Raw genomic sequence first — 13,535 nt, forward strand, 5'->3', positions numbered from 1 at the left:
CCGCGAGGCGACGGACCAGTGCGACGTAGCCGCCCGCGTCGAACGTGTCGATCGCGCCCTTGCGGTCGCGCCGTCCGAGGGCGTCGAGGGCCGCGTTCGCCAGGTGGAAGCCGTCCATCGGGACCTGGACCGCCGTCCCACGTCCGGCGTGGTCGTCCACGGCCGTCACGATGCGCCGGGCGAGGGTCGACTTGCCTGCTCCCGGGGCCCCGGCGATGCCGAGCACCACCCGGTCGGGGCCCGACGCGAGGTCCACGGCGCGCGCGACGGCCTCGTCGACGTTCATCCGGGGCTGGGACACGGTGCCATCCTGGCAGGCCCGGTGGTTCACTGGCCGCATGGTGGATGCGACGACGGCGTTCAGCGGGTTCTCGGTCCGGGACGTGCCGGAGGCCAGGGCGTTCTACGAGGGTGTGCTCGGGGTCCCGGTCACCGAGGAGCACGGCATGCTCTCCCTGCAGGTGGGTGGGACGCACGTGCTCGTCTACCCGAAGGGTCCCGCGCACGAGCCGGCGTCGTTCACGGTGCTGAACTTCCCGGTGCCGGACGTCGACGCCGCCGTGGACGAGCTCACCGCCGCGGGCGTGCGGTTCCTGCAGTACGACGGCGTCACCGACGAGCGGGGGGTGAACCGGAACGGCGGACCGCTGATCGCCTGGTTCACGGACCCGTCCGGCAACGTGCTGAGCATCGTGGAGCAGGAGTCCGGCCCGAGCCGGTGAGCCGCCGCGTCCCCGTCAGCGGGTGAGCGCGCCCGCCCAGCCGAGCGCGATCGGGACCAGCAGGCCGTGCCGGTGGTGCGGCAGCTCCGCGATCGGGACCCAACGGGCCTCGTCCGTGGAGCCGTCGACCTCGTCGCGGAGCTCCCCGCCGACGATCGTCGCGCGGAAGACGACCTGCACGGCCTTCATCGGCCGACCCCGCGCGCCCGCGTGCATCCGGCGCTCCGGCGGGACGACGTGGTGGCGGACACCGAGCAGGGCGCCGACCCTGGCCTCGAGTCCGGTCTCCTCCCGGACCTCCCGCACGACCGCCTGCTCGACGGTCTCGTCGAACTCGACGCCGCCACCGGGCAGGGTCCAGGTGCCGGACTCCGGGAAGCGCAGTCGCGCGAGGAGCACCCGGTCGCCCTCCGTGACCACGGCGTAGGCCGCGAGTCGGGTGTCGTAGTCGGTGTACTCCATCACCCGACCATGCCAGGAACGCGAGCGCGACCCGCTCAGCCGCGCCGCGCCTTGCGGCCGTCACACCGTCGCGCTCGACCGCCAGCCGACCCGGAGTCGCGCCACCGCACGGTCGAACCCGCCGATGACCTCGGTGTCGTCACGGAGCAGGGCCTGGAGCTGCAGGCCCTCGTACAGCGCGACGAGCTGCTCGGCGGCGTGCCGCGGGGACGTCCCCTCCGGCTCACGACCGGCGACGACGTCGCGGGAGAGGCCGAGGGTGATGTCCTCGAACGAGTGGTCGTACTGCGCACGGAACCAGCCCTCGGCCGGGTGGCCCGGCGTCGACGCCGCGCTGAGGAGGGCGATCCGCAGCCGGACGAGCGACGGTTCGTCCAGCCCGGCCTGCAGGCGCGCTCGGAGGTACGCGACCACGCCGTCCCGTTCGGCCACGCTCCACAGCGCCCGGCGGCTCCCGTTGTTCCAGCGGTCCATCACCGCGACGACGAGGAGGTCCCAGATGGGGTAGGCGCGCCGCACGTCGTCGACGTCGAGGTCGGCCGCCCGGGCGATCTCGACGTGACCGACGCTGTGGAAGTCGCCGGCACGGTAGGCCGCGATCGCACCGGTCACCACACGGGAGCGGAGCTCGGCATCGGAATCGGACATGCCGTCGATTCTGGGGCGGCGGCGGAGCCGGGGCACCGCCCAGTCCGGGGGACGAGGTGGGGCCGGTGCGGTCCCGACCATGCCGGTGCCGGTGGCGGTGCCGGTGCCGGTGCGGGCCCGGTACGCGTAGCGGGCCCGCACCGCTCAGCCCCGGTCGAACGTGATCGTGTCGTCGTCGGGAGCCGTCACGCGACCCGTCCGGGCGAACTCGGCCCACACCGTGCGGATGCGCCGCCCGCGCTCGTCCACCGCCGGCCAGTCGCGCTCGGGCACGAAGGCCGAACCGGCCCAGGCGGCCCGCCCGCCGAGGAGCATCGGCAGGTCGCTCATGTGCACCGCGCCGGTCGGCCGCGCCGTCGTGCCCCGCAGCAGCCGGTAGGAGGTCGCGTGCCCGCCCGCGGCCCGGTGCCGGTCGCGGAACCGCCGGACGTCACGGCCGTAGACCACCTCGGACAGCGGGCGGACGAGCCACCAGCGCACGAGCGGCCGCAGCACCCGCGTCCGGGAGACGGCGGCGATCGCGGGCACCGACCGGACGAACATCGCCGCCTCGTCGACCGCGGACCCGATGAGCACGTCGACGTCGGGCGCCACCGCACGCCACGCGTCGGCTGCACGGGACTCCGTCGGCAGCGGGTCCTGCCCGTACTGCGTGCCGAAGGGCATCCCGCCGCGGAGGCCGAACGGCGCTCCGGCCCGCGTCCCCGCCAGCTGCCGGGCCAGGACGTCCTCGAGCGGGGTCGCCGCGTCGACGGGACCGACGGCTCGGAGCACCGCGCGGCTCATCCGGGCGCGCCGTCGGGAGATGCCGAGCGGTGCGCTCTGGATGATCGCCCGTCGGAAGAGGCCCTCTGCGCCACGGCTGATCATGAGGTGCGCGATCGCGTCCCCGCCCGCGGACTGCCCGAACACGGTGACGGTGTCGGGGTCGCCGCCGAACGACCCGATGTTCGCCCGCACCCACCGCAGCGCTTCGACCAGGTCGAGCAGCCCGAGGTTGGCCGGGACGCGTTCGCCGTCGCCGAGGAAGCCGAGCACCCCGAGGCGGTAGGTCACCGACACGACGACCACGCGCTGCTCCGCCACGAGGTCGTGGGCGTCGTGGATCGGGAGGTCGCCGCCGCCGATGACGTACGAGCCGCCGTGCACCCACACCATGACGGGCAGGCGCTCGTCGGGGTGTGCGTCCGCGGGCAGGGTGATCGTCAGACGCTGGCAGTCCTCGTCGACGGCGAGGTGCTGCATCGGCGGCAGCAGCTCGTCGACGAACGCCGCCGGGGGCTGCGGCGCCACCGGGGCCGGGGTGACCGCGGCGAAGGGCTCCGGGAACGCGGGCGCCGGCAGCGGCCGACGGAACCGTTCGGCGGTCGCGTAGGGGATGCCCTGCGCCCGGACGACGTCGCCGTCCACGCGGGCCAGGACGGTGCCGACCGGGGTGTCGAACGCGCGCAGATCGGGCATGCCGTCCACGCTAGCGGGCCGAGCATCGGGCGCGGGCCCGGAGCCCGATGACGGGCTGTGCCCCCGGGCGCGGACGGGCCCGGAGCTCGAAGACGACCCCGCCGCCGCGGCCCTCCGCGGTGCGAGGAACGCAACACGGCGTCGAAAACTACACAGCGGGTGGTTTCTCCGGTAGCGTCGTCATCGATCTCGCCGTGGAGCATCGCTCCTCGACGGGCTGCGACCCCCGGTGCTGCGACATCCAGTGCCGCGACACCAGTCAGGACCGAAGGAGCACTCCGCAATGCCCACCACCTCTGTGCAGCTCTACTCGCTGCGCGACGCCATCGCCGAAGACCTCGACACGGCCATCGCCCGGGTCCGCGAGATCGGCTACGAGAACGTCGAGCCGTACGCGTTCGTCGAGCGGGTCGACGACCTCGAGCGGGCACTGCAGGCCAACGGCCTCACGGCGCCCTCCGGTCACGTCGCCGTGATCGACGCCGAGGACACCGCCCCGATCTGGGACGCCGCGAAGCGCCTCGGCATCGAGACCGTCATCGACCCGTTCATCCCGACCGACCGCTGGCAGACCGCCGACGACGTCAAGAAGATCGCGGACCGGGTGAACGAACTCACCGCCGAAGCCGCCGGGCACGGCCTGAAGTTCGGGTACCACAACCACCAGTGGGAGTTCACGAACAAGGTCGACGGCCGCACGGTCTACGACCACTTCGTCGCGCAGCTCCACCCCGAGACCGTCCTCGAGGTCGACACCTTCTGGGCCACCGTCGGCGGCGCGGACGCTCCGGCAGAGCTCCGCTCGCTCGGCGACCGCGTCGTCGCGATCCACGTCAAGGACGGCAAGGTCGACGGCGACATCCTCACCGCCCTCCCCTCCGCCGAGAGCGCCCTCATCGTCCCGGAAGCGCTCCAGCGGGCGTTCGAGAACCAGAAGCCGGCCGGCCAGGGCGACGTCGACGTCGCGGGCATCCTCGCCGCCGCGCCGCAGGCCATCCGCGTCGTCGAGTTCGACGCCTACGCCGGGGACGTCTTCGAGGGCATCACCGAGTCGCTGCAGTGGCTGCGCGAGAACGACACCGCCGGGGGCGCAGCGTGAGCCGCGTCGGCGTCGGCATCATCGGTGCCGGCAACATCTCCGACCAGTACCTGACGAACCTCACGCAGTTCGCCGACGTCGAGGTCCTGTTCGTCGCGGACCTCATCCAGGAGCGCGCGAAGGCCCAGGCCGAGAAGTACGGCGTCGCCTCGTACGGCACGGTCGAGGAGCTCCTCGCCCGTGACGACGTCTCGATCGTGGTGAACATCACCATCCCGGCCGAGCACGCGAAGGTCGGCCAGCAGATCATCGCCGCCGGCAAGCACACCTGGAGCGAGAAGCCCGTCGCCACGACCGCCGAGGACGCGCAGGACCTGCTCGCCTCCGCCGAGGCCGCCGGCGTCCGCTACGCGACCGCGCCGGACACCGTGCTCGGCGCGGGCATCCAGACCGCGATCCGCGCCATCGCCCGCGGTGACATCGGGACGCCGCTCACCGCGACGACGATGTTCCACGTGCCCGGACCGGACCAGTGGCACCCGGACCCCGAGTTCCTGTACGCCCGGGGCGCCGGTCCGCTGTTCGACATCGGCCCGTACTACGTCACGACGCTGCTGCACGCGTTCGGCTCCGCTTCGCGCGTGCAGGCCGTGTCGTCGAAGTCGCGCGAGACCCGCGTGATCGGTTCGGGTCCCCGCGCCGGCACCGAGTTCCCCGTCGAGGTGCCCACGCACCACGCCGCGCTCATCTCGTTCGCCGACGGCCAGTCCGCGCAGACGACCCTGTCGTTCCAGCACGCCCTGCCCCGCAACGGCTTCGTCGAGATCAACGGCTCCGAGGGCACCATCGTGCTGCCGGACCCGAACGTCTTCGACGGCGACAGCACCCTGTGGACGCTCGGCAAGGACGAGCCGACGACGCTCGCGCACACGGGCTCGACCTGGGGCCGTGGCACGGGTGTCGTCGAGCTGGCCCGCGCGATCGCCGAGGGTCGGCCGGAGCGCGCCTCCGGCGCCGTCGCGTCGCACGCGCTCGACGTCATGCTCGGCATCCGCGACGCCGCCGAGTCGGGTCAGCCCGTGGAGATCGCCTCGCGCATCACCAAGCCCGAACCGCTGCCCGAGGACTTCGACCCCTCGGCCGCGGTGCTCGCGGAGGGCGTGCGAGCCTAGTCGCCAGCACCACGAGGGGCCGGTTCCGTCGGGAACCGGCCCCTCGTGCGTCCTGCGGTGGTCTTGACGTCCCTGCCTGGAGGCGCGGCTCGGCTCGGTACCGCGGGCCGCGGTGTCAGCGACGGGCGCCCAGCGAGACCGCGCGTGCGCGTCCCGGCGACGCGCTGGTCCGCGGGAGCGCGACTGGCCGCCCGAGCGGTACGGTGCGGCAGGAGGACGGACATGGCAGCACCGATGATCGACACCGAGGTCACCTACCCCGCCGGGGCGGTCACGAGCGAGGGCACGGTCGTGCACGTCGAGCCGGTCGGCGGCGACCGCTGGGCGATCTTCCTGGACCGGACGGCAGCTCACCCGGTCGACACCGCCTGGCCGGACCAGCCGGCAGACCGCGTCACGCTCTCGACGCCGGACGCGCAGTACGACGGCGTCGAGGTCCGGGTCGCGGGCGTCCAGGACGGGACGGTCCACGTCGGTGACGACCTCCCGGTGCGCACCGGCACCGAGGGGTGGGTGTTCGCGGTCGCCCACGTCGTGCACGCGGACCCGCCGGCACTCGGGGACCGCGCGACGGTCACGGTCGACCGGGAGTTCCGGACGGCGCTCAGCGTCGCGCACAGCGCCTGCCACCTCGCGGCCCTCGCCCTCGACGCCGTGCTCGCGGACCGCTGGTCGAAGCCCGTGCCGGAGGACTCGCTCGGCCGGCCGGCGTTCGACTCCCTCGCGATCGTGCGGTCGTCGATCGGCGAGTACCGCTCCGAGGACGTCTACCGGATCGGGAAGTCGCTCCGGAAGAAGGGCTTCGACCCGGGCGCCTTCGACGACGCCGACGGCATCGCGGACCGCGTGACCGGGCTGCTCCGCGCGTGGACGGCGACCGGGGGTCCGATCCACGTCGTGGCGGAGGACTCCCGGCTGTCCGCTCGTCGGCAGTGGCGGTGCGAGCTGCCCGACGGCGTGGCGGCGATCCCGTGCGGCGGGACGCACCCGGACGCGCTCTCGGACCTCGTCGACCCGACGGTCGCGATCTCGGTGGAGGACGTCCCGGGGGCTCGCGTGGTCACGATGACGACGACGCTCACCCCCCGCTGAGCCGCACCCGGTTCAGTCGACCGGCGGGACGAGCCGTTCGAGCAGGCGGAGCACCCGCTCGCCGTCGACCGCGTCGGGGTCGAGCAGCCACTGCACCTGCAGACCGTCCGACGCCGCGATGCACAGGCTCGCCAGGTCGACCGCGTCGAGGTCGGGGCGGATGCGGCCCGCAGCCTGGTCCGACGCGATGGACTCGGCGAGCTCGGCCCGGAGACCCGTGAACCGCTCGCGCACGAACTCGCGCGTCGCCGGGTGTCCCTCCTGCACCGCGTCGGCCGAGAGGGTCGTGTACAGCTGCACCAGCCCCGGGACGGCGCGGTTGCGGACCGCGCTGTCACGCATGTCGCCCACCGCGGACTTCACCCGGTCAGGAGCGCCCTGCTCGCGGACCTCGTGCTCGTGGTAGACCGCCAGCAGCAGCTCGTCACGACTCGGGAAGTAGTGCCGGAGGGCGGCGTGCGTGATGCCGAGCGACTCGGCGACCGAGCGGAGGGACGACGCGTCCACGCCCTGTTCGGCGACCATGCGGATCACCTGGTCGAGGATCTGCGCCCGACGCTCGGCACCCTTGCGGTACCCACGGCGCTGCGGGGCCGTGTCGTCGTCCGGCGGGGAGGTCATCCCGCCAACTTACCGCTGGAAGGTTTTCCGCGCGAGCGCCCGAGCCCCCGGTCACACGACGACAGGGCCGGTCCGTGGAGCGATCAGGCCTGCCCGGCGGCGACGGTGTACTCGTCGACCGGGGTGGGTATCCCGGCCGTGAGCGCATCCACGATCGACGACAGCGCCCGGGCGACGACCTCGTTGTCGGCGTCGTCGAGGTTGTCGAGCACGCCGACCACGGCCTCGTGGAACCGCGCGTAGGACCCGTCGATCTTCGCCGCCGCCTGCGGGGTCGGACGCAGCACCTGCTGCCGCCGGTCCGTGGGGTGGGCATCGCGCACGAGGTCACCGCTCTCCACCAGACCGTCGACGATCTTCGTGACCGACGCGTTCGACACCGTGAGCATGACCGCGAGGTCCTTCGGCCCCATCGGCCGGGCGTCGCGCTCCGCCTGGAGCAGGTACCGGAGCGCGAGCGACTCGTTCTTGGTCAGCCCGCTCTCGATCCGGGCGTGTTCGACCTGCTGCTCCTCGGCGTGCTGCAGCCGCAGGATCGACTCGACGGCGCTCCGCGCGGCGGCGGACCGCGGCTGGCGGGCGTAGAGGTGGTTGTGCTCTCGGCGGACGACGGTCAACGGCATGTGGTCATGCGCTCCTGGGTCAAGCGGTCGGTGCGGTGAAGAAGTCGGCGTACGACGGCTCGGAGCGCGTCGAGAGGAGCGACGGGTCGTTGATGCGGCGCTGCACGAAGGCGTCGATGACCGCCTGGTCCGTGAGGCCCACCCGCGGGTGGCTCCGGCCGACGCTCGCCTGCCGCGGCATCCCTGTGTACGTGCTGTGCATGTCAGACCCGCCTTTCCGTCGATCCCTGCATCCTCGTGGACGTCGTCCTCGTGGACGTTCCGAACTCTTTCACGACGTGAACGATTCGCGCAACGAACTGTTTGCACTTTGGACGTTTCGCGCACTGAACCGTTCGGACGGTTCGCGGGGTCCGGTCAGTCGACCCAGACGACGGTGCCGTTCAGGTCGTGCTGCAGAGCGGCGACCCCCGCGCGCAGTGCCCGCCCGGCACGTTCGGGCGTGAAGGTCGAGGGGTCGTGGTGGCTCGAGGCCCCGAGCCCCTCGCCGCGGAACCCCGCCCCGGTCCAGTCGGCGGCGGTCACGTTCGAGGTGGGCTCGGCGATCTCCGCGCCGAGCACGAGGAACTGCTGGTGGAGCGCGCTCGGCGAGATCGCTGCGACGGGGTCCACCATCGCGTTCCCGACACTGATGACGAGGTCGGCCCGGTCCGCGACCGCCTGGAGCACGGCGTCCGTCATGCCGTCGGCGGATGCGGGCTGGACGTCGGTCACGGTGACCCCCTCGGCGGTCGCCCAGCTCCGGACCGCCGATGCCAGCGTCGCGGTCTGGGCATCGTCACCCGCGCCGTACTCCCCCGGCGACAGCAGCACGACGTCGTAGTCGGCCGGCGGGTGGGTGCCGTCCCAGGAGCCGGGGGCCGGACTGATCGTCGCCTCGGGCGACGGGGGACTGCTCGGGTCGACGAAGCCGGCGCCGAGCGTGCCGGCGGCGTCCGACGACGGGGACCGGGTGGTCGGGACCCCTCCGGCCTCCCCGCTCGGACCGGACGAGCACGCCGTCAGCAGGAGCGCGCCCGCGACGGTCACGGCGAGCACGCCCGCGAGCACGGGCGTCCGGGAGCGGATGCGGTTCACGGTGGGGCCTCCGGGCATGACGGGGCGAGCAGGGCCGGACCATGGAACCACGACGCGCGGCACCTGCGGGAGGCGTGGGCGCGCTGATCCGCGGTCGGTCGGCAACCGGTCGCCGACTGTTCACCTGCCGGTTGCCTCGACCGGAGATCGTCTGCCCGGTGACCCCCGGAACCACCCGCTCCCCGCACCGCACCCCGATCCTCCGACACCGGATCGTGGCCGCGGTGCTGCTCGCCGTCGTCGCCGTCGTCGGCCTCCTCGCCCTCGGCGGCCCGGCGTCGGCGCACGGCTTCAGCTCGGTCGTCTACGCGCACGTCGACTCGAGGGATGCGGGGACCGTGCGCGCGCGGCTCGGCCTCGAGTACGACCTCATGCTCGTGTCCGTGGGGACGAGCGAGCACGACGACCCGTTCTACCGGGCGGGCCAGGCCGCGTGGGACGACGGGGACTTCCCCGGGATGCGGAAGACCGCCGAGGCCCACCTCGAGTCACTCGGCGCGTACGTCCTCGACCGGTTCACCGTGACCTCCGGCGGCCGGGCGTGCGTGGGCGAACTGGAGCCGACGGTCACGGTCGACATGCAGGACGAGGTCCCGTACGCCGAGGTGACGGCGGACTTCACCTGCCCCGACCCCGGTCGCACCGACTCGGGGCACGTGGTGTCCTCGACGCTCTTCCCGGACCACGAGTCGTACGTCACCGGCACGAAGACGATCGTCACGTACGACGTCGACGGCAAGCAGGGCTCCGCCACACTGGCCGCGGACAGCCCGTCGTTCTCCACCGAGCAGTCCGCCGGGCAGCGGTTCTGGGAGTTCTTCACCCTCGGCGCCGAGCACCTGCTCACCGGCATCGACCACATCCTGTTCCTGGTGGCGTTGATCGCCGGGTCCCGACGACTCCGGGAGGTCGTCTACACGGCCTCGGCGTTCACCGTCGCGCACTCGATCACGTTCATCCTCGCCGCCCTCGGGGTGGTGAGCCCGCCGTCGATCGTCGTCGAGCCACTCATCGCGCTCTCGATCGCCGCGGTCGCCGGCTGGTACCTCTGGCGCCTCTGGCGTCGCCGTTCCCGCGCGGACGAGCTCGCCGTCGGCACCGAGGGCCGGTTCGCCCTCGACCGCTCGGGCTGGTCCCGGCTCGCGGTGGTGTTCGCGTTCGGGCTCGTCCACGGGCTCGGGTTCGCCGGGGCGCTCGGCATCCACGAGGCGTTCTCGTGGCAGCTCCTGGTGTCGCTCCTCATCTTCAACGTCGGGATCGAAGCGGTGCAGCTCGCGATCATCGCGATCGTGTTCCCGCCGCTCGCGCTGCTGCGTCGCCGAGCCCACATCGCGGCCCTCTGGGTCACCGGGGCGATCACGGCCGGCGTCTTCGTCATGGGCATGATCTGGTTCGTGCAGCGCCTCGCCGCCGGCTGAGGCAGCGGCAGCCTCAGCGCCGTCGTCGCGACCCTGTGACGGTCCTCAGCAAACCGGGTCTGTCCGTACACACAGCGTTCACCGAGGGGTTCCACGGCGCGCCCAGAGTCTCCCGTGCACGTTCCTCTCGTTCCTGAACGGATCACGATCATGAGTCTCCTGTCCAGCACGCCCGCACGGCGTCGCACGACCCTCCGCCTCGGCGGGGCCGTCCTGGGTGCCGCGCTCGTCGCCGGCGCGGCCTTCACGGGCACCGGTACGGCGACGGCTGCGCCGACGACCCCGACCACGAACATCTCGACCGGCGGCCCCATCCACGTCCTGCTGGGCGTCGGCGCCACCGAGAGCCAGCGCATCGCCTCCTGGTACTTCCCGACCAACGTCGACCAGTCGCTCGAGATCGAGAAGACCGCCGACCTGGCGGACGGCGCCTTCACCAGCGCCAAGAAGACCATCGCCGCCTCGAAGGCCGCCAACACCGCGGCCGACACGAGCACCACCGACTCCGACACCAAGAGCATCGCCGGCATCGCCGCGGAGTCCGGCTACATCAACGCGCACGCGACGATCAGCGACCTCGAGCCGAACACGAGCTACACGTACCACGTGGGTGCGGCGGACGGCTCGGCGTGGTCGTCGACGTACACCTTCACGACGAAGCGCTTCAGCGGCGACTTCGACTTCCTGTTCTTCGGCGACCCGCAGATCGGTTCGTCGGGCTTCGTCGACGACGACGGCGCGGGTTGGGCGGACACGCTCGAGTACGCGACCCGGAACGACCCCGCGGCCGAGCTCCTCGTCTCCGGCGGCGACCAGGTCGAGCACGCCAACAACGAGTACGAGTGGGGCGCGTTCGCCGACAGCAGCGACGTGCTCAAGCAGTACCCGTGGGCCTCGACGATCGGCAACCACGACGTCGGCGGCAAGGCGTACGAGCAGCACAACCAGGTCCCGAACTCGCTGAAGGTCCCGGACTTCTACCCGGGCGGCAACAGCACCGCGAACTCGGGCGGTGACTACTGGTACACCTACAAGGGCGTCCTGTTCATCGACATCAACTCGAACGCCTACGCCGGTGGCTCGGACGCGGCACACGTGTCGTACGTCCGCGACGTCATCAACCGCTACGGCGACGACGCGAAGTGGACCGCGCTGGTCTACCACCACTCGATCTACTCGCCCGCCGACCACGCGAACGACGCCGACAACCAGCAGCGACGGTTCGACTTCACGCGGGCGTTCTCGGACCTCGGCGTCGACATCGTCCTGCAGGGCCACGACCACTCGTACTCCCGCAGCTACGCGATCAAGAACGGCAAGAAGGCCAACCCGGACGAGCAGCCGGCGGCCCCCGAGGTCTTCTCCGGCCCCGGCGGCGTGATCTACATCACCGCCAACTCGGCATCCGGCTCGAAGTACTACGACCTGACCGCTCCGGACGCCACCAAGGGCGGCTACGGTGCGGACCCGCTCGACCCGACCGGCAAGCGCCACTGGGCCAACTCGGTCGAGAACCAGGAGCACGTGCGGACGTACGTCAAGGTCTCGGTGACGGACGACGCACTCGACGTGCACGACATCCGCGCCGGTGACTGCTCCGCGCCGAACGCCGCCGTGACCCACGGCAAGGTGTCCGACTGCGGTGTCACGCTCCAGCCGACGGCCTCGGCCGACCCGGCCCCGATCGGGTCGACCGTCGACCGCTTCCAGCTCGACGCGGCCCTGCCGGCCACGACCACGAAGCTCTCGGTCTCGGCCCCGGAGCAGACCCTCGGCACCGCGAAGCCCGCAACGGTCACCGCGACCGTCGACGGTGGCATCGGCACCCAGGTCGGGACGGTGACCTTCTCGGACGGCGGCACGGCACTCGGGACGGTCGACCTGGAGGCGGGCTCGGCGACGCTGACCCTGCCGGCCTCGCTGGCACTGGGCGAGCACGCGCTCTCCGCCACGTTCACGAGCACCTCGGCGTTCGCCGGGGCCTCCTCCGCCACGACCAGCGCGACCGCGTTCGAGGTCGCCAAGACCCCGTCGCGGACGGCCGTCAAGTACAGCGCCGGCAAGGCGACGGTGCAGGTCAAGGCGACCGGGGTCACGGTGAACGGCACCGCTCGGATCTACCAGGGCTCGAAGCGCCTGGCGACGGTCACGGTGAAGTCCGGCACGGTGACGGTGGCGCTGCCGCTGCAGAAGGGCACGCACACGCTGCACGCCGTCTTCGCCGGGACCGACCAGCTCACGACCAGCACGAGCCCGAACGTCACGGTCGTCGTCAAGTAGACCCGACCCCCGCACGACCGGAGGCCCCGCGACAGCCGTCGCGGGGCCTTCCGCATCCGCTGTCGCTCTCCGCCGGACTCCCAGCTGACACTGAGCGATCTGTTGGCACTCTCTGGGTTCGAGTGCTAGAACGGAACCAGTTGAGTCGAGGGGACTCAACACAGAACACCACGAAGGAGTTGACGACGATGACGATGAACTTCGACCCGTTCCGCGAGCTCGACCGCCTCGCCGGCTCCCTGCTCGGGAGCGCCGGCGGACCGCGTTCGATGCCGATGGACCTGTACCGCACCGGGGACCACTTCGTCCTCGACGTCGACCTGCCCGGCATCGACCCGGGCAGCGTCGACGTCGACGTGGACGGCTCGGTCCTCACCATCCGTGCCGAGCGCACCCTCGGCGCTCCCGAGGGCTCGCAGTGGATCACACGCGAGCGGCAGCCCGGCACGTTCGTCCGGCAGCTGACGCTCGGCGACCACCTCGACGCCGGCCGCATCACCGCCGCGTACGACAACGGCGTGCTGAGCATCACCATCCCGGTGAAGGAGTCCGCGAAGCCGCGCAAGATCGACGTCGCGGTCGGCACCGGCTCGCAGCAGCTCGCCGTCGCCGGCGGCACCTCCGAGTAGGCCCGGGGGCGCGATGGCAGGACTGCTCAACGCGCTCCTCGCGATCGCGGTCGTCACCGCCGGCCTGACGGTGACGAGCCTCGACCGCCGGGTCGCGCTCGTGCTCGGGGCGACCGGCAGCACGGTCGGGTCGTTCCTCGCCTGGGTCGCCGCCCCGGCCGCGTGGTCGGGTGCGGTGCCCTGGGTCGCGTCGGTCCTCGGGACCGCGGCGCTCGTGGCCGGGTGGAGCGCGGTCCGGCTGTACGACGGCGTCTTCGCGCCGCCGCCGGAACCGGCGGACGACACCGGGAC

General features: G+C 72.4%; 15 protein-coding genes and 1 pseudogene. 8 read left to right on the forward strand and 8 right to left on the reverse strand.

Translation table 11 applies throughout. The features are described 5' to 3' along the window. A pseudogene (locus I59_RS18070) lies at positions 1–286 on the reverse strand (nucleoside/nucleotide kinase family protein); the annotation flags it as partial. 52 nt (positions 287–338) lie between these two features. Between I59_RS18070 and I59_RS18075 the strand changes: the two are divergent. Next, positions 339–722 carry a VOC family protein gene (locus I59_RS18075; protein WP_022905074.1) on the forward strand — a complete coding sequence of 128 codons (384 nt, stop codon included), beginning with the start codon at positions 339–341 and terminating at the stop codon, positions 720–722. 15 nt (positions 723–737) lie between these two features. On the opposite strand, the gene I59_RS18080 is transcribed toward I59_RS18075, so the two are convergent. From I59_RS18080 to I59_RS18090, 3 genes are all read right to left on the reverse strand, one after another. Then, entirely contained in the window at positions 738–1,184 is a 447-nt protein-coding gene (locus I59_RS18080) for an NUDIX hydrolase (RefSeq protein WP_022905075.1), read from the reverse strand. A 60-nt stretch (positions 1,185–1,244) separates the two neighbouring features. Then, the gene (locus I59_RS18085) at positions 1,245–1,832 is read right to left on the reverse strand and encodes a hypothetical protein (protein WP_148286310.1); all 588 of its coding nucleotides are present in this window, start codon (positions 1,830–1,832) and stop codon (positions 1,245–1,247) included. A 144-nt stretch (positions 1,833–1,976) separates the two neighbouring features. After that, entirely contained in the window at positions 1,977–3,293 is a 1,317-nt protein-coding gene (locus tag I59_RS18090; RefSeq protein ID WP_031274549.1) for a carboxylesterase family protein, read from the reverse strand. A gap of 283 nt (positions 3,294–3,576) precedes the next feature. On the opposite strand from I59_RS18090, the gene I59_RS18095 reads away from it, so the two are divergent. The 3 genes from I59_RS18095 to I59_RS18105 all read left to right on the forward strand — a co-directional run bounded on the left by I59_RS18095 (position 3,577) and on the right by I59_RS18105 (position 6,596). Then, complete coding sequence (locus tag I59_RS18095; RefSeq protein WP_031274551.1) at positions 3,577–4,392, forward strand: sugar phosphate isomerase/epimerase; 816 nt, start codon at positions 3,577–3,579, stop codon at positions 4,390–4,392. After that, positions 4,389–5,504: a Gfo/Idh/MocA family protein gene (locus I59_RS18100; RefSeq protein WP_022905079.1), complete on the forward strand. Its 1,116-nt coding sequence runs from the start codon at positions 4,389–4,391 to the stop codon at positions 5,502–5,504. Before I59_RS18095 ends, I59_RS18100 begins: the two co-directional genes overlap by 4 nt. A gap of 222 nt (positions 5,505–5,726) precedes the next feature. Continuing rightward, positions 5,727–6,596 (forward strand): metal-dependent hydrolase, encoded by an 870-nt coding sequence (locus I59_RS18105; RefSeq protein ID WP_022905080.1) that lies wholly within the window; start codon positions 5,727–5,729, stop codon positions 6,594–6,596. 12 nt (positions 6,597–6,608) lie between these two features. Here I59_RS18105 and I59_RS18110 read toward each other — a convergent pair whose 3' ends face one another. From I59_RS18110 to I59_RS18125, 4 genes are all read right to left on the reverse strand, one after another. Beyond that, positions 6,609–7,217, reverse strand: coding sequence for a TetR/AcrR family transcriptional regulator (locus I59_RS18110; protein ID WP_022905081.1), 609 nt, complete (start codon positions 7,215–7,217; stop codon positions 6,609–6,611). 83 nt (positions 7,218–7,300) lie between these two features. Then, positions 7,301–7,840: a MarR family winged helix-turn-helix transcriptional regulator gene (locus tag I59_RS20440; protein WP_022905082.1), complete on the reverse strand. Its 540-nt coding sequence runs from the start codon at positions 7,838–7,840 to the stop codon at positions 7,301–7,303. Positions 7,841–7,859: 19 nt separating this feature from the next. After that, positions 7,860–8,042: a hypothetical protein gene (locus I59_RS18120; RefSeq protein ID WP_031274557.1), complete on the reverse strand. Its 183-nt coding sequence runs from the start codon at positions 8,040–8,042 to the stop codon at positions 7,860–7,862. 155 nt (positions 8,043–8,197) lie between these two features. Next, positions 8,198–8,917 (reverse strand): hypothetical protein, encoded by a 720-nt coding sequence (locus I59_RS18125; RefSeq protein WP_022905084.1) that lies wholly within the window; start codon positions 8,915–8,917, stop codon positions 8,198–8,200. A gap of 158 nt (positions 8,918–9,075) precedes the next feature. Between I59_RS18125 and I59_RS18130 the strand changes: the two genes are divergently transcribed. From I59_RS18130 to I59_RS18145, 4 genes are all read left to right on the forward strand, one after another. Continuing rightward, positions 9,076–10,335: a HupE/UreJ family protein gene (locus I59_RS18130; RefSeq protein WP_261976611.1), complete on the forward strand. Its 1,260-nt coding sequence runs from the start codon at positions 9,076–9,078 to the stop codon at positions 10,333–10,335. A gap of 150 nt (positions 10,336–10,485) precedes the next feature. Beyond that, positions 10,486–12,615, forward strand: a complete 2,130-nt coding sequence (locus tag I59_RS18135; RefSeq protein ID WP_022905086.1) for an Ig-like domain repeat protein — start codon at positions 10,486–10,488, stop codon at positions 12,613–12,615. Positions 12,616–12,803: 188 nt separating this feature from the next. Further along, positions 12,804–13,244, forward strand: a complete 441-nt coding sequence (locus I59_RS18140; protein WP_022905087.1) for an Hsp20/alpha crystallin family protein — start codon at positions 12,804–12,806, stop codon at positions 13,242–13,244. A 13-nt stretch (positions 13,245–13,257) separates the two neighbouring features. Continuing rightward, positions 13,258–13,535, forward strand: a 278-nt coding sequence (locus tag I59_RS18145; protein ID WP_031274562.1) for a hypothetical protein, incomplete at its 3' end; no start/stop codon positions are given.

This window comes from Curtobacterium sp. B8 (genome assembly GCF_000333315.1).
GTDB classification, from domain to species: Bacteria; Actinomycetota; Actinomycetes; order Actinomycetales; family Microbacteriaceae; genus Curtobacterium; species Curtobacterium luteum.